Origin of the sequence: Streptomyces sp. WY228 (assembly GCF_019287315.1) — a bacterium.
Classification (GTDB): domain Bacteria; phylum Actinomycetota; class Actinomycetes; order Streptomycetales; family Streptomycetaceae; genus Streptomyces; species Streptomyces caviscabies.
The window spans coordinates 369,757-389,947 of record NZ_CP079114.1; the positions used below are offsets into that span (position 1 = coordinate 369,757).

18 protein-coding genes are annotated in these 20,191 nt (G+C 72.6%); 7 read left to right on the plus strand and 11 right to left on the minus strand.

The genetic code is table 11. The annotated features are described in order from the left end of the window. Nucleotides 1–93: 93 nt before the first annotated feature. Nucleotides 94–435 (plus strand): hypothetical protein, encoded by a 342-nt coding sequence (locus KV381_RS01560; RefSeq protein ID WP_193464219.1) that lies wholly within the window; start codon nt 94–96, stop codon nt 433–435. A gap of 34 nt (nt 436–469) precedes the next feature. On the opposite strand, the gene KV381_RS01565 is transcribed toward KV381_RS01560, so the two are convergent. From KV381_RS01565 to KV381_RS01575, 3 genes are all read right to left on the minus strand, one after another. Then, nucleotides 470–1,375, minus strand: a complete 906-nt coding sequence (locus KV381_RS01565) for an arsenic resistance protein (RefSeq protein WP_256995003.1) — start codon at nt 1,373–1,375, stop codon at nt 470–472. Between the two features lie 50 nt (nt 1,376–1,425). Continuing rightward, on the minus strand, nt 1,426–1,908 hold the full coding sequence (locus tag KV381_RS01570) for a DedA family protein (protein ID WP_030082502.1): 483 nt from the start codon (nt 1,906–1,908) through the stop codon (nt 1,426–1,428). 313 nt (nt 1,909–2,221) lie between these two features. Beyond that, nucleotides 2,222–5,140, minus strand: a complete 2,919-nt coding sequence (locus tag KV381_RS01575) for a BTAD domain-containing putative transcriptional regulator (RefSeq protein WP_249626891.1) — start codon at nt 5,138–5,140, stop codon at nt 2,222–2,224. A gap of 268 nt (nt 5,141–5,408) precedes the next feature. Here KV381_RS01575 and KV381_RS01580 point away from each other — a divergent pair, with 268 nt between their 5' ends. Both KV381_RS01580 and KV381_RS01585 read left to right on the plus strand, forming a co-directional pair. Further along, nucleotides 5,409–7,601 carry a Hint domain-containing protein gene (locus KV381_RS01580; RefSeq protein ID WP_218784297.1) on the plus strand — a complete coding sequence of 731 codons (2,193 nt, stop codon included), beginning with the start codon at nt 5,409–5,411 and terminating at the stop codon, nt 7,599–7,601. 41 nt (nt 7,602–7,642) lie between these two features. Further along, complete coding sequence (locus tag KV381_RS01585; protein WP_030082497.1) at nt 7,643–8,032, plus strand: hypothetical protein; 390 nt, start codon at nt 7,643–7,645, stop codon at nt 8,030–8,032. Between the two features lie 25 nt (nt 8,033–8,057). On the opposite strand, the gene KV381_RS01590 is transcribed toward KV381_RS01585, so the two are convergent. Next, nucleotides 8,058–8,924 carry an alpha/beta fold hydrolase gene (locus KV381_RS01590; protein ID WP_030630341.1) on the minus strand — a complete coding sequence of 289 codons (867 nt, stop codon included), beginning with the start codon at nt 8,922–8,924 and terminating at the stop codon, nt 8,058–8,060. Between the two features lie 183 nt (nt 8,925–9,107). Continuing rightward, nucleotides 9,108–9,629, minus strand: a complete 522-nt coding sequence (locus KV381_RS01595) for a DUF4396 domain-containing protein (protein ID WP_373460973.1) — start codon at nt 9,627–9,629, stop codon at nt 9,108–9,110. Between the two features lie 305 nt (nt 9,630–9,934). Here KV381_RS01595 and dhaK point away from each other — a divergent pair, with 305 nt between their 5' ends. The 4 genes from dhaK (at nt 9,935) to KV381_RS01615 (ending at nt 12,618) form a co-directional block, all read left to right on the plus strand. Beyond that, nucleotides 9,935–10,927: a dihydroxyacetone kinase subunit DhaK gene (gene dhaK, locus KV381_RS01600; protein ID WP_030630335.1), complete on the plus strand. Its 993-nt coding sequence runs from the start codon at nt 9,935–9,937 to the stop codon at nt 10,925–10,927. A gap of 123 nt (nt 10,928–11,050) precedes the next feature. Then, the gene (dhaL, locus tag KV381_RS01605; RefSeq protein ID WP_030082491.1) at nt 11,051–11,662 is read left to right on the plus strand and encodes a dihydroxyacetone kinase subunit DhaL; all 612 of its coding nucleotides are present in this window, start codon (nt 11,051–11,053) and stop codon (nt 11,660–11,662) included. Further along, nucleotides 11,659–12,069, plus strand: coding sequence for a PTS-dependent dihydroxyacetone kinase phosphotransferase subunit DhaM (locus KV381_RS01610; protein WP_030082490.1), 411 nt, complete (start codon nt 11,659–11,661; stop codon nt 12,067–12,069). The genes dhaL and KV381_RS01610 overlap by 4 nt, the downstream gene beginning before the upstream one ends. A 45-nt stretch (nt 12,070–12,114) precedes the next feature. After that, on the plus strand, nt 12,115–12,618 hold the full coding sequence (locus tag KV381_RS01615) for an NUDIX domain-containing protein (protein ID WP_030630333.1): 504 nt from the start codon (nt 12,115–12,117) through the stop codon (nt 12,616–12,618). Nucleotides 12,619–12,736: 118 nt separating this feature from the next. Here KV381_RS01615 and KV381_RS01620 read toward each other — a convergent pair whose 3' ends face one another. The 6 genes from KV381_RS01620 to KV381_RS01645 form a co-directional block, all read right to left on the minus strand. Next, nucleotides 12,737–14,554, minus strand: coding sequence for an ABC-F family ATP-binding cassette domain-containing protein (locus KV381_RS01620; RefSeq protein ID WP_218784299.1), 1,818 nt, complete (start codon nt 14,552–14,554; stop codon nt 12,737–12,739). Nucleotides 14,555–14,913: 359 nt separating this feature from the next. After that, the gene (locus tag KV381_RS01625; RefSeq protein ID WP_086779963.1) at nt 14,914–15,954 is read right to left on the minus strand and encodes an NAD(P)-dependent alcohol dehydrogenase; all 1,041 of its coding nucleotides are present in this window, start codon (nt 15,952–15,954) and stop codon (nt 14,914–14,916) included. Nucleotides 15,955–16,060: 106 nt separating this feature from the next. Continuing rightward, on the minus strand, nt 16,061–16,852 hold the full coding sequence (locus KV381_RS01630) for an SDR family NAD(P)-dependent oxidoreductase (protein WP_103537682.1): 792 nt from the start codon (nt 16,850–16,852) through the stop codon (nt 16,061–16,063). Beyond that, nucleotides 16,849–17,553 (minus strand): TetR family transcriptional regulator, encoded by a 705-nt coding sequence (locus KV381_RS01635; protein WP_218784300.1) that lies wholly within the window; start codon nt 17,551–17,553, stop codon nt 16,849–16,851. Before KV381_RS01635 ends, KV381_RS01630 begins: the two co-directional genes overlap by 4 nt. Nucleotides 17,554–17,623: 70 nt before the next feature. Beyond that, on the minus strand, nt 17,624–18,844 hold the full coding sequence (locus KV381_RS01640; RefSeq protein ID WP_218784301.1) for a PP2C family protein-serine/threonine phosphatase: 1,221 nt from the start codon (nt 18,842–18,844) through the stop codon (nt 17,624–17,626). Between the two features lie 234 nt (nt 18,845–19,078). Further along, nucleotides 19,079–19,840 (minus strand): GNAT family N-acetyltransferase, encoded by a 762-nt coding sequence (locus KV381_RS01645; RefSeq protein WP_218784302.1) that lies wholly within the window; start codon nt 19,838–19,840, stop codon nt 19,079–19,081. Between the last annotated feature and the right edge of the window lie 351 nt (nt 19,841–20,191).

Consider the following 20,191-nt stretch of genomic DNA (forward strand, 5'->3'; position numbering starts at 1 on the left):
GCTGAGAACGCTCAACCTTCGATGCGACAGGACAGTACGGTCTACCGTCGAAGGTGTTCCCCTCCTGGGAACGTGACGACGGGAGTGAACACGATGACCGAGCCTGCCTGGGTGCCCCCGTCCTGCACCCTGCCCACCGAGGAACAGCCCCTGCGGGTCGCCGAGTGGGACGCGCTGTTCGCCGAACGGCTGACCGCGCTGTCCCGCCCGTCCGCGCTGCGGCTACGTCTCGACCTGGCGGGCGGCCCCGGGGTGGCGGAGCGGGTCCGTGAACTGGCCTCGCGCGAGAGCGCCTGCTGCTCCTTCTTCACCTTCGCCGTCTCCGCCGCCTCCAGCGGCGAGGACCGGGTTCATCTGGACGTCTCGGTGGACGAGGGCCACGCGTCGGTTCTGGAGGCCCTCGCCGCGCGGGCGGGCGCGGCGGTACGGCGGTGAGCCAGGGGCTGCGCGGCGGGCACGGCGGTACGGATCAGCCCCGGAGCGGCAGCAGCCGAGGGACGGCCCGGACGTAGACCACCATGCCGATCACCTCGACCAGGGTCTGGGTGACCACGACCACCGCGGCGACGGCCAGCGCGTCCGGCAGTGCCAGGGCGAGGGGCAGGACGACCAGGGAGTTACGGGTCGCGCCGGTGAACACGATGGCCCTGCCGGCCGGCGCGTCCAGGCGGAACAGGCGGGCGACGCCGAGCCCGGCGAACGCCATCACGGCGCCCGGCACGTCGCCGAGCTTCGGTACCTGGGAGGCGACCACGGTGAGCAGGACGGCGGCCATCAGCGGCACCATCGTCGTGCCCATCGCGTCGGCGACCCGCTGTCCGGCCGGGCGCCGTGCGGCCCACGCCTGAGTGAGCCAGGCCAGCGTGAGCGGGACGACGATCAGCACGACGAACGCCTCGACGAACGGTCCCGCCTCCACGACCTCGGCCAGGTCCGGGCCCATGAACAGGAACAGATAGACCGGCAGCAGCACCATCTGGGCGAGGAGCAGCAACGGGGTGGCGGCGAGCAGGCGTTCACTGCTGCCACCGGCGAGCCCGCTGAAGACGATCACGTAGTCGATGCACGGGGCCAGCAGGACCAGCAGCACGCCGAGGCGGACCGCCCGGTCGTCCGGGAGGAAGGCGAACATCGCGGCGACCACCAGCGGCACCACGACGAAGTTCACCACCAGCGTCGCGGCCAGGAACCGCCCCGCCCGCACCGAGCGCACCAGTTCAGCGGCGGGCACCTGGAGGAACGTCACGTACAGCAGCGCGGCCAGCACCGGGTTGATCGCACGCTCCAGCCCCGGCCCCGCACCGGGCACGGCCCAGCCCACCAGGCCCCCGGCGGCCAGGGCCCCCACATAGACGGCGACCTGATGGCGCTCCATGCCTGCGACCAGGCCGGACGGTGACGACAACGTACGCACTCCCCGCGGGTTCACACTTCGTCAGCGGCGGTGTCGCCGGAGGACAGCGCCGCCTTTCTTCTGCGGTACACCACCGCCCCGCACACCGCGAGCAGGAGCACGGCCAGGGCGGACACCCCGAAGGCCGTCCGTTCGGCGAAAAGCCTTCCGAGCACTTCGAGCACGCCGAGTCCAGCGGTCGCGTAGATCAGCGCCCAGGCCGCTCCGCCCACGAGCAGGGCGGGGAGATAGCGGGACAACGGCATGCGCATGCTGCCCGCGAGGAAGTTGGCGGCGGTCTGGAAACCGACCGTCAGGAAGGAGACGGCCACCATCGGCGCGCCCCACCGCTGGATCGCCCGCTCGGCACGCCGGAACTTCGCCGAAGAGATCCGCTCGGCGAACCTGCTGCGCCGGGCGCCGGCGCCGGCGAGCCATCCGACGGCGAACGTCCCTCCGGCGCGGAGCAGGACGATGACGTACAGGGCTCCGGCCGCGAGCGCGATCCTATCCACGACGCCTCGCCCCGGGCGCGGACACGAAACCCGCGTTCCCCGTCACCCGTACGAGCGCTTCCGCCCCATCGGGTGCACGACGCGCACGAGCCCGGTCACCGTCTCTCACCTGAGCCCCGCCCCTGCCTGTTCCGTCCGCCGGGTTCCCGCGCGAGACGCCGGAACCCGAACCCGTATGCCCGGGTCCTGTGCTGCCCGGGTCCTGTGCCCAGGCAAGGTCAGCCTAACCGAGCGCTCCTACGGCGGATCGGGGAGCCCGGTCACGCATGGCCCCGGGCCCCCGGGGCGGGGCAGCCGGCACCGGCCGGGGCGGTCATGAGCAGGTCCGGAGACCCTGTGCGGCCTGGGCACGTTCGAGCTCGTACAGGGAGGCGCGGGGCAGCGCGAGAGCGGCTCGGAACTCCCGGCGGGCCCGGTCCGGGCGTCCTGCCGTGAGGTGGGCCCGGCCGAGCCGGCAGCGGATGTCCATCTCCAGTCTGTCGCGGTGGAGCTCGTCCTCCGGCCGCAGACGCTGTTGTACGGCGAGCGCCCGGTCCAGGTGGGCCAGGGCGGTGTTCGGGTCGCCCTCCTCATGGATCGCGGTGCCCAGGCGGGCCAGGGTCAGAGCCTGGAGCAGGAGGTCCCTGGCGTCCACGGCGAGGACGGCGGCCTCACGGAGCAGAGGGGTCGCCTCGTGCGGTCGCCCCAGGGCGAGGTGGGCGTCGGCCATGCAGGTCAGGGTGCGGCTGAGCACCCGGGGCCGGCCGACCATGCGGGCTCGTGCGTGCGCGGCGCGGAAGCAGTCCAGCGCGTCCCTCTTCCGCTCCTGTGCGATCCGTACGAAGCCCAGGGAGGCGTGCACGGTGGACGCGCCCCAGTCGTCGGACGGCGGAATGACCTTCAGTGCCGCCGTGGTGTGGGCGTCGGCCGCGCCGATGTCTCCCGACTGCAGTGCGGCGGTGCCGAGCCCGGTGGTCGCCCGGGCCAGCTCGCGGTCGTCGCCGAGCCGGCGGCTGAGGGCGGCGGCCTCCTCGAACCAGGTGCGCGCCCGGTCGGTGCGGTAGGCGAAGAGTTCGGTGAGGCCCATGCAGTTGCGCAGCGTGGGCGCCATCCGCCGGTCGTCGCAGTCCCGTGAGCTTTCGAGGGCGACTTCGAGGACGGCGCGGGCGTCGTGGTAGCGGCCGCGGCTGGTGAGGTAGTCGGTCAGGGCCTCGGCGATCCAGCACAGCAGGTCGCTCTCGCCGAGCACGAAGGCATGGCCGACCAGGTCGACGACCTCTCCCCCGATCTCGTCGAGCCAGTCCGCCGCGGCCCGCCAGTCGGTGAAGGCCGAGCTGCCCGCGGAAGAGGTGGCCGGGAACGCCTGGGGTCCCCAGTCACTGGCCATCCGGGCCGCGTCCAGGTGGAGTCGCAGGGCGGCCACGCCGACCGGCCGGGAGAGGCCGGGGGCGGCTGCGGCCAGCCGGCGTGCGTGGGCCCGGACCAGGTCGTGCAGCCGGTAGCGGCCGGGCCGCGGCTGCCGCAGGAGGCCCGCGTCGACCAGTTGCTCCAGGGCCCGGCCCGCCTCGGTGGCCGGCAGGTCCAGCATCGCCGCCGGAGTCAGCGGATCGAACTCGACGGTGGGCGTGAGGCCGAGGACACGGAACATCTGCCGCTGCTGTGGCGGAAGGTGTTCGTAGGAGAGCTGGAAGGCGGCCGCCACGCTCCGGTCGTCGGCGTTCAGCTCCTCCAGCCGGTCCCCGTCATCGGCCATCCGGGCCACCATGTGCGCCAGGGTCCACTCGGGCCGTGTCTGGAGCCGGGTGCCCGCGATCCGCAGGGCGAGCGGCAACCCGTCGCAGAGCCGGACGAGTTCACGCGCGGCGGCCGGTTCGCGTTCCACCCGGTCCGTCCCGACGAAGCCGCTGAGCATCCGTACGCCGTCGTCGTCGGGCAGGGGCTCCAGGGAGATCCGGCGGGTCGCGTCCAGGCCGGCCAGCCGTCGTCGGCTGCTCACGATGACCGTGCTGCCCGGACCGGACGGCAGCAGGGGCCGGACCTGGCGGGCGTCCAGCGCGTCGTCCAGCACCAGCAGCAGACGCAGGCCGCTGGTCGCCGTGCGCCAGGCGGCGACCAGCTCCTCCTCGTCGTCGGCGATCCGGTCGTCGACCGTGCCCAGGGTGCGCAGCATGCGGGCCAGGGCCCGTCGTGGGGAGAGCGGCTGCCCCGTCGCGTGGGCGCGCAGATCCAGGAAGAGACAGCCGTCCGGGTGCCGGGAAACGAGGTGCCGGGCGGTCTGGACGATCAGCCGGGTCTTGCCCATGCCCGGTGTGCCGTCCACCGCCACGACCGTGACGTTCCCGGCGGGTCCCGGCTCGGCGAGCAGCCCCAGCTCCTCCTGCCTTCCCACCAACGGTCCCACGTCACCCGGGAGTTCGTTCACCGGCGGCCGCGAGGGGCCCGGGGGCGGGGTGACGGTGACGGCGGGCGGCAGAAGGACGGTGTCGTCCTGCCGCAGCACGGCTTCGTACAGGCTGCGCAACTCCTCGCCCGGCTCGGCTCCGTGTGCCTCGCGCAGACGGCCGCGCAGCGCGTGGAAGGCGTCGAGCGCCTCCGCCTGACGCCCGCTGCAGTACAACGCCCTGACGTAGATGGCCAGCAGCCCTTCGTCCAAGGGACAGGACGCGGTCAACTCGGCCAGTTCCTCGATGGCTTCGGACGAACGGCCGAGCAGGAACAGACACTCCAGCCGCCCCTTGCGCAGGGTGCGCCGCTGTTCCTCCAGATGCCGGCGCACCGACCCGGCGTAGCGGCCGGGAAGGCCGGCCAGGGGCTCTCCTCCGTACAGTCCGAGTGCCTCGTCGAAGAGGGGCTGCGCGGCGGCCGGTCCGGCGGATGCCTTGACGCTCCGGGCGCGGCGGCCGAGGGCGGCCAGTTCGACGGTGTCGAGCCGGACGCCCTCGGCCTCGAAGCGGTACCAGCCCTTGCCGCCGCGGATGAGGGACGACCGCGCCGAGGTGTCCGGCGCGTCCAGTGATCGGCGCAGGGAGTAGACGTGGCTGGGCAGCACCCGTACGCCGGTCGCCGGCGGGCTCTCGCCCCACACGTCGTCGAGCAACTCCTGGTGGCTCACCCGGCTGCCCGCGCGCAGCACCAGCGCGGCGAGAACCGCCTGCCTGCGTACAGGCCCCAGATCCAGCCGCCGTCCGCCGCGGTACGCCGACAGCGACCCGAGCAGGCCGAGCCGCAGCCGCCCGTCGTCACCGTCCGCCACACGCCCCCCCTGCCCTGCCGGCTTCAGCCGACTTCAACTCACTTCATCGTTGCTTCAACGGAATTGCAGCGCAGCGCGAGAGGCTGCCGCAAGCCTTAACCCGGGCGGGTTCACGGCGGTTCCCGGCCATGCGGCCGCGTCTCGACGCGCGCCGGGCCGTCCGGCCCTCACAGCCACCTCGGGGCCGTCCCCACCGTCCGTCCGGCCGGCCCACGTCCCAGTCGGCCCGAGGCGGTACGTGAACGCACGAAGCAGGAAAGGGGACAGCGTGTCCCAGCAGAACTCCGCCTCCGGTGACGACGAGCCCCGCACCGGGCCCGTCAGCACGACCGGCCCGGTGCACGCGTGGTGGCAGGGACTGAGCTCGTGGCAGCGGATCGCGCTGCCCGCCGGAATCCTGACCCTGGTGATCGCCGTCATCGCGGCCGCCGCGCTGAACTCCGGTGGTGCGTCCGAGGGTTCCCGGGCGACGGCGCGTGACCTGCAGCCGTTCCGCGAAGCGGTTGACGGCCTCGCCGAGGCTCCGGGCCTGCGCTACAAGGACACCTCGACCCTCGGCATCACTGAGAACGACATCACCGTCACCGCCGACGGCAGCCAGTTCGGCACCACGTCCTCCGGCCGGAGCGACCGTGGCCGGGACGTGCTGCGCATCGGCGGCAAGAAGTTCACGCGGTGGCAGGTCGACCCCGCTCCCAGGAAGACCGTGGCGGCCGACGAGAAGGCTCCGCCCAGCGAGTGGATCGTGGGGCTGGACGACGGATCCGAGCTGATGGACGAGGCGCTGGCCCGCACCGTCGCCCCACCGCAGCTGGCGGCAGTGCTGGACAAGGCCCTCGCCGACCTGGAGAAGTCACCACCACCGGCGAACGGCTCGAAGACGCCGGGCACGCCCGGTCAACGGCCGCTGACCGTGAACGGCACGCCCGCGCTCGGCATCGACACCTCGGCGGGCCGCCTGCTGGTGACGGAGGAGAAGCCGCACCGGGTGCTGCGGCTGGAGGCGTACGACCTTCGCGACGGCCTCGCCGACATGAAGGACCAGCTGGAGAACGGCGAAACTCCGTCGGCTCCCCGCACGGTGACGACCGGCCCCCTGGCAGCAGGCGGCGCCGAGGGCATGGACCTGACCCCGGTCCTCGCCGACGCCGCCGACAAGATGTTCGACACCCTGGTCGAGTACGCCGACCAGCTCGAGGACGCGACCGACCGGGGGATCACCTTCACCCTCGACGGCGCGGGCGAGATGGACTGCAGCGCGGACGGCTGCACCGCCACCCAGAACTTCACCGGCGAGGTCACCTCCATCGCCCGGAAGGAACGCGTCACCAAGGGCAAGGTCACCGCGGTGATGGGCGCCACGTTCACCATCGACGGCAAACCCGCCGGCGAGTGCACCAGCCCGCAACGCACCTTCCCCGTCCGCGGCAACAACGTCTCGGGCACCCTGAAGTGCTCGAACCCGGCAGCCGGACCCCTTTACGCCTCGGTCGCCGCCCGCGTCCAGGCCCAGGCACAGGCCGACGCCGACCGCTGCGGCTGCAAGGTCCGCCTCACCTACCCGCTCCGCGCCAGCACTCTGATCGACGCCCGCGCGCTGGCCAAGGTAGAGGCGCAGAAGCTCGCCGCCCAGGCGAAGTCGGAACGCGACCGCGCGGACTGCGTCAAGCCCCACAGCTTCCCGTCCGGCACTCAGGTGCTGCTCGCCGACGGCACCACCCGGGCCATCGAAGACATCCGCGTGGGAGACCGGGTCGCCACCAGCGACCCGCGGTCGGCGTCGGCCGCCACACGGCCGGTGACCAACACCTTCGCCACCGACGGCGACAAGGACTTCACCCGCATCACCGTCACCACCGGCCGGGGCCCCACCACCGTCACCGCGACCGACAACCACCCGTTCTGGCTGACGGACGACCAGCGGTGGAAGAACGCCGGCGACCTCCGGGTCGGCGACGAACTGCGCACCACCGACGGGACCGGCGTGGCCGTGACAGAGGTCCGCGACCAACAGGGCCGGCACCGCACACACGACCTCACGGTCGACGAGCTGCACACCTACTATGTGCTGGCGGGCCGGACGCCGGTCCTCGTACACAACACCAACGGATGCCCGCCGCATGTGACCGGCAAGGGAGACGACCCCCTCGTTCCCGAACTGGTCAAAGACATCAACGCACGCTATCCGGGACACGTTCGGGCACAGGGAGTCGACATCGTCGGCGCCAATGGCAAAGCGCTCACGGATTTCGACATCGTGACCAGGAACGCCGTGGTTCAGGTAAAGACGGGTTCCGGCAAGGGAGCGCTGAAGCAGGCTCTGAGGACGCAGAGCCTGACGGACTATCCGGTCATCGTCTATCTCCCGCAAGGGCGAGGAAGCGTGATCAAGAGCCTTGAGCAGGCCGGCATCATGGTCACTCGCGACAAGAACGTCCTGCTGGACGCCTTGGCCCCGTAGCCCGAACTGCGGCATCAGCACCCGCCACGACAGGAAGACGCATGCGCCCCACCATCGTTCTCCTCAGCCCTCCAGGGAGCCATCAGCACATCGTTGCCCGTCTACGGCAGGCCGGCGCCTACACCGAGGACGAACCCTTCGATCGACTGGATCGAGGAGAGTGCAGCTACGGCGTGGACACGTCCGGGGATGTCCTCGATGAATTCGACGAGGAAGAATTGGATGAGATTCGTCGGAGGATCGGCGAGTTCCGGGCGATCACGCTTGAATACTCGGGAGTTTCCTGCATTCGCGATCTCCTGGGCGAAGCAGTCCAGGGACTGTCAGGCCTGCTGGACACCAACTACGGTGAGCTCATCGCCTACGGGGAGGTTCTGGAACGGTTCCGGAGCGATCCCTTGTGGGACTGGCGATTCACCGAGGGCGGATAGCCCGATACGGCCCCTCGGCCCCCGGCTACCGCAGCACGCGTCCGAGGAAGCCGCGCAGGTAGCCCGCGACGACGTCCAGGTGACTCTCGAGCAGGAAGTGCCCGCCGTCGATCAGGTGCACCTCCACGTCCTCGGCGTCGCGGGCGAAGGCCTGCGCACCCTCCGGCGCGAAGATCTCGTCGTTGCGGCCCCACACGGCGAGCACCGGGACCTCGCTGGTACGCAGGAACTCGTGCAGGAGCGGGTAGAGCGGGCGGTTGTGCCGGTAGTCACGGAAGAGCGCGAGCTGAATCTCGTCGTTGCCCTCGCGTGAGACGAGGGCGACGTCGTGCGCCCAGGTGTCCGGACTGATCAGGCTGGGGTCGGGCACGCCGTGAACGTACTGCCAGCGGATGGCGTCGGGGCTCAGCGCGGCGCGGACGGCGGGTTCGGTGTCGGGGCCGGGGTTCGCCCCGTAGGCCCAGAGGCCGGCCCAGAAGGAGTCGACGAAGCCTTCCTCGTAACCGTTGCCGTTCTGGGTGACGAGGGCGGAGATCCGTTCGGGGTGCTTGAGCGCGAGGCGCCATCCGATGGGGGCGCCGTAGTCCTGGACGTAGAGGGCGTAGCGGTCCAGGCCCAGCTGGTCGAGGAGGGCGGAGGTGAGTTCGGCGAGGGCGTCGAAGGTGTAGTCGAACTCCTCCACCGAGGGGGCGTCGGAGTGGCCGAAGCCGAGGTGGTCCGGCGCGATGACGTGGTAGCGGTCGGCGAGCAGCGGGATGAGTTCGCGGAACATGAACGAACTGGTCGGGTAGCCGTGCAGCAGGACGATCACGGGGGCGTCGGCGGGGCCGGCCTCGCGGTAGTGGATCCCATGACCGTCGACGGTCGCGGTCCGGTGGTGCACCGAGTTCATTTCTAACCCCTTTACGCATTCGATCCGGTTAGGCGCTCGTCAGGTAAGCACGGAACGACCTAACCTGTCAAATGGCCATAGCCAGTTAGAAGGGCCCGGAAGCAGCGTTTGCCGTCGGGTATTTCGGCGACCTGGGCCAGGGTCCGGCCCGGCACGGAAAACGCCACAACCCCTGCGGCGTGGTCAGTGGTAGGCGTGGACGACGGCATGGCCCTTGCCCCGGCCGATCATCCACTTGTTGACCGGCGCCGTGATCACGAAGGCCACGGCGAAGCCGCCCAGCAGCGCCGTCCAGAACAGCGCGTCCGACAGCTGGGCGTCCATCGCCCCGGGGGTCAGGGCGATGATCGCGTTGTCGACGAGTTCCATCACCGCGATCGAGACGGTGTCCGCGGCGAGCGCCACCTTGAGGGCGGCCCTGAGGGTCAGCCCGGCCCGGCGGACCGCGAACAGCGTGAACGAGTAGCCGAAGACGAACGCCAGCCCGATCGCCAGGATCATCGTCCCGACATTGCCCCACATCAGGGCGGTGCCGATGACCATGCCGAGGATCTCGCCGATCGCACAGCCCGTCAGACAGTGAAGGGTCGCCTTCACCGCGGCCCCCCACGTCACCGCTCCCGGCCGGTGCCCCGTGCGCCCCGCGTGGGCCTGGTGCGCGGCCCGGTCGCCGGAGGTACCGGCGTGGTGTGCGTTGTGGTCCATGACTCTCATCCCCGAACCGTCCGGTGTCGCCGTACTCCTTGACCGCATCCAACCATATACCTCTGGGGGGTATCTGGCATTCTCATGGGTGAGCTCCCACGATCGGCGGAAGCGCGCCGGGGGCCGGTCACACCGACTCCGCGACTCGTTCCGCGGATGGCGTCGGACACGGGTTGTCGGCAGGATCGTGGAGAGACGCACCGACCCCGGCCCCGATCGCTCACGCGCACCACGTCAACGCAGACCGACCGACCTTCCGCACCGCAGTTCGACAAGGCCTCTGCTTCGTTCGTCAGGAGACAGACATGAAGATGCTCATCAACGTTCCCGAGACCGTCGTCGCCGACGCCCTGAGGGGTATCGCGGCCGCACACCCCGAGCTGACCGTCGATGTGGAGAACCGGGTCGTCGCCCGGAGGGACGCGCCCGTGGCGGGGAAGGTGGGGCTCGTCTCCGGGGGCGGTTCCGGGCATGAGCCGCTGCACGCCGGGTTCGTCGGGCCCGGGATGTTGTCGGCCGCCTGTCCCGGTGAGGTGTTCACCTCCCCCGTGCCGGACCAGATGGTGCGGGCAGCGGCGGCCGTCGACAGTGGGGCGGGGGTGCTGTTCGTCGTCAAGAACTACACCGGTGACGTGCTCAACTTCGAGATGGCCGCCGAACTGGCCGAGGACGAGGGGGTCCAGGTCGCCCAGGTGGTGGTGGACGACGACGTGGCCGTGAGCGACAGCACGTTCACCGCCGGGCGGCGCGGTACCGGAGCGACGCTGTTCGTCGAGAAGATCGCCGGAGCGCTGGCGGACGAGGGCGCTCCGCTGGAGCGGGTGGCCGCCGTCGCGCGGCAGGTGAACGGGGCCTCGCGCAGCTTCGGGGTGGCGCTCGGCGCGGTCACCACGCCGGCCAAGGGCAGCCCCACCTTCGATCTGCCCTCCGGGGAGCTGGAGTTGGGCATCGGGATCCACGGGGAGCCGGGGCGTGAGCGGCGGCCGATGATGACGTCCGGGGAGATCGCCGACTTCGCCGTGAACGCGATCCTGGAGGATCTGCGGCCCACCGGTCCGGTGCTGGCGCTGGTGAACGGCATGGGAGCGACACCGCTGCTGGAGCTGTACGGGTTCAATGCCGAGGTCCACCGGGTCCTGTCCGAGCGGGGCGTTCCGGTGGCCCGTACGCTCGTGGGGAACTATGTGACGTCGCTCGACATGGCAGGCTGCTCGGTGACGCTGTGCCAGGTCGACGAGGAGCTGCTGCGGCTGTGGGACGCCCCGGTGCGGACGGCCGCGCTCCGCTGGGGCAGCTGAGCCGTCGGCCGGATCCCGGGACCGTGTGCGCGACCCCGGTGCGGGGTCGGCCGGCCGTACTGCCCGCACTGTCCGTGCCGCCGGGACGATCCGTTCCGGCGAGACCGAGGAACAGGAGATCATGTGCTCGACACCGACTTCTTCCGCCGCTGGATGGCCGCTGCCGCGGCGTCCGTGGAGCGTGAGGCGAACCATCTGACGGAGCTGGACTCGGCGATCGGGGACGCCGATCACGGCAGCAATCTTCAGCGCGGCTTCACGGCGGTGACGGCGGTGCTGGAGAAGGACGCGCCCGCCACCCCCGGCGCGGTGCTCACCCTGGCCGGACGGCAGCTCATCTCCACCGTCGGCGGGGCGTCCGGACCGCTGTACGGGACGTTGCTGCGCCGTACGGGCAAGGCTCTGGGCGACGCCGACGAGGTGACGCAGGAGCAGTTGGCGCAGGCGTTCGCGGCGGGGGTCGCCGCGGTGGGGCAGCTGGGCGGCGCCCAGGCCGGGGACAAGACGATGCTCGACGCGCTGCTGCCCGCGGCGGAGGCCCTCGCCACCTCGTTCGAGGGGGCGGCGAACGCGGCCCGGGCGGGTGCGGAGGCGACGGTGCCGTTGCAGGCGCGCAAGGGCCGGGCCAGCTATCTCGGCGAGCGCAGCATCGGGCATCAGGACCCGGGAGCGACCTCGTCGGCGCTGCTGGTCGAGGCCCTCGCGGCGACGGCGGCGGACGGAGCGGGCGCATGAGCGGCGAGGCGCAGGTGGGCATCGTGCTGGTCTCCCACAGCGGTCCGGTCGCCGAGTCGGTCGCCGAGCTGGCCCGGGGCCTCGCCGCCGGAGGGGTGACCGCTCCGGTCGCCCCGGCAGGCGGGCTGCCCAACGGTGGGCTGGGGACGAGCGCGGAGCTGATCGGCCGGGCCGCCGCCTCGGTGGACCGGGGTGCTGGCGTGGCGGTTCTGGTGGATCTGGGGAGCGCGGTCCTCACGGTGAAGGCCATGCTCGCCGAGGGCGACGAGCTGCCCGAGAACACGCGGCTGGTGGACGCGCCGTTCGTGGAGGGCGCGGTGGCCGCCGTGGTGACCGCGTCGGCGGGCGGCGACCTCGCGGCGGTGGAGGCCGCGGCCTCGGAGGCGTACGGCTACCGCAAGACGTGACGCCTCGCGTGGCGCCCCGCACTCCGCCGCAGCAGACTTGACGCCATGTCGACCGCCAGGCGCAGTGCGGGGCTTCTTCTCTTCCGGGTCACGGACACCGGCGGCGAGCGGGATGTCGAGGTGCTGATCGGGCACATGGGCGGGCCGTTCTGGGCGGGCCGGGAGGCGGCCGCCTGGTCGGTGCCGAAGGGCGAGTACGGGTCGGAGGAAGGCGCGGAGGCGGCCGCCCGCCGCGAGTTCACGGAGGAGCTCGGGGTGCCCGTCCCGCCGGGCGATTGGATCGCGCTCGGCGATTCCCGGCAGCGCAGCGGCAAGACGGTGACCGTGTGGGCCCTGGAGGCGGAGCTGGACGTGGCGTCCGTCGTGCCGGGGACGTTCACGATGGAGTGGCCGCGCGGGTCCGGCGTGCAGCAGGAGTTCCCGGAGATGGACCGGTTCGCCTGGTGCACGCCGGAGCAGGCCGTCGAACGGCTGGTCGCCGGACAGCGGGTGTTCGTCGACCGGCTGCGCGCTCGGGTGCGCGGGACGGCCGCCCCGCCCGACCCGTAGCGCTCAGGTCCGCGTGGACGGCCGCCCCGCCCGACGCATAGCGCTCAAGTCCGCGTGGACGGCCGCCCCGCCCGACGCATAGCGCTCAGGTGCGCGGGACGGCCGCCTCGCCCGGCGATCAGGCCGGGGCCGGAACCGTGCCCACCTGGCGGCCGGCCCGCAGTTCCAGTACGTCGCCGGTGAAGCGGGACCGGAAGCTGCGGTCGTGCGAGACGACGACGACCGCGCCCCGGTACTGGTCGAGGGCCTGCTCCAGCTCCTCCACCAGGCTCAGCGCGATGTGGTTCGTCGGCTCGTCCAGCACCAGCAGATCGGCCGGCCGGGTCACCAGTCGGGCCAGGGCGAGCCTGCGCTGCTGGCCGACGGAGAGGGACGCGACGGGCACGCCGAGGTCCTCGGGGCGGAACAGCCCGAGGGCCAGGAGCTCGTCGGCGTACTCGTCGGGGAAGCCGGGGCGGCCCGCCGCGAAGGTGGCGAGCAGGGTGCGCCGGGTCGGCCGGGCGGGCAGTTCCTGCGGGAGGTAACCGATGCGGGCGTGACGGGTGACCGTGCCCGTGTCGGGGGCCAGGTCGCCCGCGAGGACCCGCAGCAGGGTGGTCTTCCCGGCCCCGTTCTCGCCGGTCACCAGGAGACGGGCTCCCGGCGCCACGCGGAGGGAGGGGAGGCGGAGGCGGTCGCCCACGGAGACGTCGTCCAGCTCCACGAGGGGCCTCGTGCGGTCCGGCTTGCCGTCGGCGTCGGCTGCCTCAGCGGTCCCGGCGGCCCCGGCGGTCCCGGCGGCCTCGGTGGTCCCGGCGGCCCCGGTGCTCCCGGTGCTCCCGGTGCTCCCGGTGCTCCCGGTGCTCCCGGTGCTCCCGGCATGCTCCGCCCCGGCGGTTGCCGTGGTGACGGTCGGGCGGCCGGTGAAGGTGAGGGGGCGGGGCGGGGGCGGCACGGGTGACCTGCGCAGGGCGTCCAGCCGGGTCCGGGCGGACCTGACCTGGCCGGACAGTTTCGCCTCGTGCGAGCGGCGGTGCTTGCCGAAGCCCTGTTTCGGGTCGCGTCCGGTGGCCGCAAACCGCGCTCCGGCCGCCTCGACCAGTTCCTCGGTGCGGGCCAGGTCCGCCACGTACTCCTCGTGTTCCTGGGCCCAGCGGCGGCGGGCGGCGGCCTTGGCGGTGCGGTAGCCGTCCCAGCCGTCCCCGTACCGCGTGACCGTGCGCAGATCGCGGTCGACCTCCAGGATCACCGAGGTGACCCGCTCCAGGAACGCCCGGTCGTGGGTGATCGCCACGACGGTGCCCCGGTGGGCGCGCAGGTGGTCCTCCAGCCAGCCGACGGCGCGGGCGTCCAGGTGGTTGGTCGGCTCGTCGAGCAGCAGCAGTTCGGGGGCGGCGGCCAGAACGCAGGCGAGGGCGAGCCGGGACTGCTCGCCGCCGGAGAGGGTGGCGAGGGTCCGGTCGCGGGTGAGGTGGGCGAGGCCGAGCCCGTGGAGAGCCGCTTCGGTACGGGCCTCCGCCCGGTAGCCGTCGCGGTCCTCATAGGCGGTGAGGAGGTCTCCGTACGCGGTGAGTTCCGCGTCGGTGGGCTCCGGGTCGCCGGGCTTCCGCCCGGAGAGACCGGCCTCCGCCTCGCGGATGCGGTGTTCGAGGTCGCGCAGTTCGGCGAGGGCCGCGTCGACGGCGTCCTGCACGGTGTCGGACGGGTCGAGGTCGAGGGTCTGGGCGAGGTAGCCGGTGGAGCCGGGGAAGCGGACGGTGATCTCTCCGGTGTCCGGCTGCTCCGCTCCGGCCAGCAGCCGGAGCAGGGTGGACTTCCCGGAGCCGTTCTCGCCGATGACGGCGGTCTTCTCACCGGGCCGGACGGTGAGGGTCACCTGGTCGAGTACGGAGCGGTCCCCGTACGCCTTGGAGACGTCCTTCATGGCCAGTTGAGCGCGGTCGCGCTGGGGGTGCATGGGTGCCTTTTCCCTGGGTGACGGCCCGCGGCCGGGCGCACGGAGGCGCGGCACGGCGGGGCGTGGATGCCGGACGGCGAAGGGGACGGCGGCGGGCGCGCGGGGTGACGTCGACGTCACCGGGGCGTCTCAGCGGGACGCGTGGTGCGGCGCGCGGCGGCCGTCCGGGCCGGGAATCAGCGGAAGAAGTAGAAGCGGTACGAACCCATGTGGGCCAGTCTAGCGACGGGCGGCCGGCCCCGCCGAGAATTTCGGCCCGCCCGGAGCCTGGGTGGGGCAGGCTCCGGGCGGGCCGGACGGAGGGGCGGGAAGGGCGGGACCGGAGAGGACCGGGCCGGAGAGGACCGGGCCGGAGAAGGTCAGCCGCCGGGGAGGATGACGGCGCGGCCGTTGATCCTGCCGTCGTGGAGGCGTTCGTAGGCGAGCGGGGCCTCGTCGAGGGAGTACGTCTCCACATGGACGTCCACCGCCCCGGCGTGGGCCAGGTCGAGGACCTCGGCGAGTTCCTTGCGCGAGCCCCAGTAGGGGGCGCTGACGTTGGCTCCGTACGGAAGCGTCCCGAAGCCGACCGGGAGCGCGCCGCCGCCGATGCCGACGATGGTGACGTCGCCGTCCACGCGGGCGACGGCCCCGGCGGTCCGCACGGTGGGCGGTGCTCCGACGAAGTCGAGCACCACGTGCGCGCCGAGTCCGCCGGTCAGTTCCATGACGCGGGCGGCCGCCTTCTCGTCGGAGAGAACGGTTTCGTGCGCGCCGACGGTCCTGGCCAGGGCGAGCTTGTCCTCGGTGACGTCCAGGGCGATCACCCGGGCGGCCGTCATGGCGCGCAGCAGCTGGATCGCGACGTGACCGAGGCCGCCGGTGCCGATGACGACCGCGGTGGAACCGGGCACCAGCTTCGCCCGCGAGCGGACGATCGCGTGGTACGGGGTGAGTCCGGCGTCGGTGAGGGGCACGGTCTTCACCGGGTCGAGGGCGCCGATCGGGATCAGATGACGGGGGTTGTCGACGATCATGTACTCGGCCATCGCGCCGGGTGCGCCGAGTCCGGGCGGCATGATGCCGAGCTCCTTGGCGCGCAGGCAGTAGTTCTCCTTGCCCTCGGCGCAGTTCACACAGGTGCCGCAGCCCCACGGCCCGTACACGGCGACGGAGTCGCCCACCGCGAAGCCGTCGACGCCGTCACCGAGGGCGGCGACCGTGCCGACGCCCTCGTGGCCCAGGGTGAGGGGCAGCGGGAAGGGGATCTGGTCGGCGGGCCAGCTCATCACGGCGATGTCGGAGTGGCAGACGCCGGCGGCGGTGACCTTCAGCAGGACCTGGCCGGGGCCGGGCTCGGGGTCCGGGACGGTGACCACCTCGGGGGCGGCGCCGACGGCTCGGTACTGAACGGCTTTCATGGAGTCTCCTCGCCTCTTCTCTTTCCTTGTTCTCTCGTGTTCTCCTGCGTTCTCTTCGCTCCCTTTCTCGCCCCGGTGTCCCCCGCCCGCCACTCGGGGCCCGCGGTCACGGGGCGGAGTAGCCGCCGTCCACCAGGTGGTAGCTGCCGTGGATGAAGGAGGCCTTGTCGGAGAGCAGGAAGGCGGCGAGCTCGGCGACCTCCTCGGCGGTGCCAAGGCGTCCGGCCGGGTGGAGGGAGATCAGGTGCTCGCGGGCTGCCGGGTCGGTGTTCCGCAGGAGCGGGGTGTCGATGAAGCCGGGGCCGACCGCGTTGACCCGGACGTTCTGCCCGGCGTATTCGAGCGCGGCGGTCTTGGTGAGGCCGACGACGCCGTGCTTGGCCGCGACGTAGGCGGGCGACCCCGCGAAGCCGTTGGTGCCGAGGATGGAGGACATGTTGACGATCGCGCCGCCGCCCGCCGCGACGATGGCGGGCAGTTCGTAACGCATCGAGTGGAAGACGCCGCTGAGGTTGGTGGCGACGACGCGGTTCCAGTCCTCGACCGGGTACGCGCCGGTGGGGCTGCTGGGGCCGGCGATGCCGGCGTTGTTCACGGCCAGGTGGAGGGCGCCGAAGGTGTCCACCGCGAACCGCACGCCCGCTTCGACGGAGGCCGGGTCGGTGACGTCCATCGCGACGGCGGCGGCCCTGGCTCCGGTGCTCTCCAGCTCGGCCGCGGCCTTGCGCGCGTTCTCCTCGTCGTAGTCGGCGACGACGACCGCCGCGCCGCCCGCGGCGAGCCGCCGGGCCAGGGCGAGGCCGATGCCGGAGGCGCCGCCGGTGACGAGGGCGGTGCGGCCGGCGAACTCGTCCGAGGCCGGGGCCGGGGCGGAGCTGTGGTCGGTGGAGGTGCTCATGAGGGTGCCTCTGTTTCTGCTGCTGCTTCTGCTGCTGTGGTGCTGTGTTGTTCCGGAGCGGTGCGCGGTGCGCCGAGCAGGTCGGCGGAGAGCGCGTCGAACGCCTCGGTGACCAGGTCGGGCAGGGCGTCCGGACGGCCTCCGCGCACCCAGGCGGCCTGGGCGGCGAGCAGGGCGCCCGCGCCCGCGGCGACGGTCACGGCGGGCCGGATGTCCTGCCGCGGATCGACGCCGAGCCGGTCCGCGACGATGGCCACCGAGTCCTCCTGGGCGTCCACCCGGATGTGGTGGAAGACGGCGTAGAGCGTCGGCTCCTCCTCGGCGACGACCAGCAGGTCGAAGATCCGGGGGCGGCGGTGCCAGGGCTCCGCGCCGGGGTCGGCGAGCCAGTCGAGGACGGCCCGCCGGTAGGCGAGGAGCGGAGGTTCCGGGGCCGGACGGGCGCGAAGGGCCGCGTTGATGCGGTCGCCGTCGCCCCGCAGGGAGTCGAGGGCGGCGGCCTCCTTGCTCGTGAAGTACCGGCTGAACGTACGGCGGTCGACGTCCGCGGCCTCCGCGATCTCCTCGACCGTCACGTTCCGCAGCCCCCGGTCGAGCACCAGCTCGAACGCGGCCTGCGCCAGGGTGTCGCGGGTGCGGCGCGCCTTGCGGCTGCGCCGTTCCGGGATCTTCCGTTCCGGGGACTTCCGTTCCGGGGTCATGCATGCACCGTACACCTGAAAATGTCCCCACGCGACAAAAGTCTCGTGGGGACATCAGGGGCCCGGCGTGTCAGACGGCCACTACGCGCAGGGCGTCCTCGCCGGTGGTCTCGGACCGCCCGCCGCCGACGGGGGCGTGGCTCAGGGCGAGCGCGGCGATGTCGTCGCGCCGTACGCCTCCGGAGAAGTCCTCCAGGTCGACGCGGAGGGCGTCGAGCAGTTCGCTCGGACCGCGCCCGGCCCAGGCGCCGACCCGCTCGTCCAGCGGGTAGAAGGCGCCGGCGGTGTCGCGGGCCTCGGTCACCCCGTCGGTGACGACGAGGAGTGTCGCGCCCGGCGGGAAGGCGAAGGACTCGGTCCCCCGGGACTCCCGGCTGAGTCCGGCGAGGCCGAGCGGAACGTAGGTCCGGTGGAGCGTGACCGCCGAGGCCCGGCCGTCGTGCAGCAGGCGGGGCGGCAGATGACCGCAGTTCACGGCCTCCACCCGGCCGCTCCCGTCGAACCCGAGCACCAGCGCGGTCACGAAGCGTTCGGCCTCACCGGTCTGGGCGGAGAACACGTTGTGCCGGACCACGGCGTCCTCCAGCGCCTCCACCACCCCGGTGAGCGTGGGTTCGCGGATGGCCGCCTCGCGGAACGCGGCGATGGCCGCGAATCCGGCGCCGATGGCGGCGAGGCCCTTGCCCTGGACGTCACCGATGATCACGCGGGTCCCGTAGGGCGACTCGACGACCTCGTAGATGTCGCCGCCGACGAAACGGTCCTCCTCGATCGGCTCGTAGAGCCCGTGTGCGAGGACGTGGCCGGTCACCACGGGCAGCGGCCGCAGGATCTGGCGTTGCAGGGTGACGGCGGCGGAACGCAGCCGTGCCATCTCCGTGGCGTGCCGGATGCGCGCCGCGCAGGCGGCGACCCCGAGGGCGCAGGCCAGTACGGCGAAGCCGATGCCGAAGAGGAAGTCCCAGAAGGTTCCGTCCGCGCCGGCCCGGAAGCCGACGACGACCGTGGTGATCCACACCGCGACCCAGATGGTCTGGCGGAGGCTGCAGTAGACGGAGGCCAGCGCGGGGACGACCACGAGCAGCGGAACGACCCGCAGGTCGTTGCCCGTTCTGATGTCGAGGAACACGACCAGCACCGTCAGCAGCACGAGACCGCCGAACAGCGTCCAGTTGCCGATCCGGCTCCGGGACACCGACGCGGTGCCCGCGTCCGGGCCGGGTGCGGCACCGCTCCGGTGCCGCACCCCTCGCTGCTTCCGTGTCTGCTTCGACGCCCGCTTCTGTGCCATGTCCAGCAACCTCATGGGCACGGCCTGTCCTCCCGCTGGTGTCTCGGTGCCGCCCGCAGTTTCGGCCGGTCCCTTCCAGTTGACCGGGGCGCGGGTGTTCGCACAGGAGGGCTTAGGGCCCTGAGCGGGTGCCGAAGGTCCCGTTCGGGACTTCCGGCCCGGGACCTCCGGCCTCCCGCCGGGGTGCCGCAGGTCCCGTCGTACGGGGACCGGCGGCCCGTTCCGTCAGCCCGGTCAGCGCAACGAGGGCCTGCGGTCCCCCTCGGCCGACGGAAGCGTGGCGGGGACGAGGGCCGCGATGAATTCCGTACGCCGGCGGAGCCGGAACCCGAGGGACTCGTAGAGCCGTACGGCCCCGGTGTTCGAGGCGGACGCATGCAGGAACGGCGTCTCGCCGCGCTCTCGGATGCCGTGTGCGACCGCCAGGACCAGCCGGCTCGCCAGCCCCTGCCCCCGTACGGACTCGTCCGTGCAGACACCGCTGATCTCGGTCCAGCCCGGCGGGTGCAGCCGCTCCCCCGCCATCGCCACCAGAGCGCCGCCCCGGCGGATGCCCAGATAGGTGCCCAGCTCCACCGTGCGCGGCAGGAACGGGCCGGGGCGGGTGCGGGCCACCAGCTCCAGCATCTCCGGCACGTCCCGCGGGCCCAGCGGGACCGCCTCCGGATCGGGTGCGGCCTCCACCGAAGCGTCGACCAGCTGAACGCCCTCGGCCCGGAAGGTGATCTCCCACTCCTCCGGCGGCTGAGCCTGGAACGCGGCCAGCGCGACGGAACCGCCCGGCCCGGCGAGCGCCGCGAGATCGGCCCAGTCCTGGGCGTCGGGGTCGTCCGGGAGCCCGATCCAGGGGGTGACGTCGACGGGGTAGCGCAGGATCCGCCCGCGGCTCTCGGCGAAGCGGGCGTGCGGACCGGTGAGCGAGGAGCGGGCGGGATTGTCCAGCGGGTGGAGCCGGGGTGGGGTGTGGGCCCGGGGCATGGCGGGATTCTGGGGCATGGTCTTCCTCGTTCCGTCCTTCGCGTCGCACGGTTCCTCGGCGGCGGGTGCTCGACGCCGGGCGCGAGGCGTCCGCCGACAGCGGAAAGCCGGTGGATCCGACACGTATTCCGCGCGGGGCGCCTGTTCATGACACCGCAATCAACGGGGCGCGCGGATACGCCCGGTGCGCGCCCGCTCGGGCGAGGGTGCGCGCCCGCGTGGACGAGCGGCGAAATCAACTCATCCGTAGGCCAATACGCGCCTGTCCGGTCCCAACGACCGCCTGCCTGTGGCACTCTGGTGGCGACCGCCCCACCGGGCTCCCCCGTACCGGTGGGGCGGTTTCCGTGCACGCCCGCGGCCCGCGCC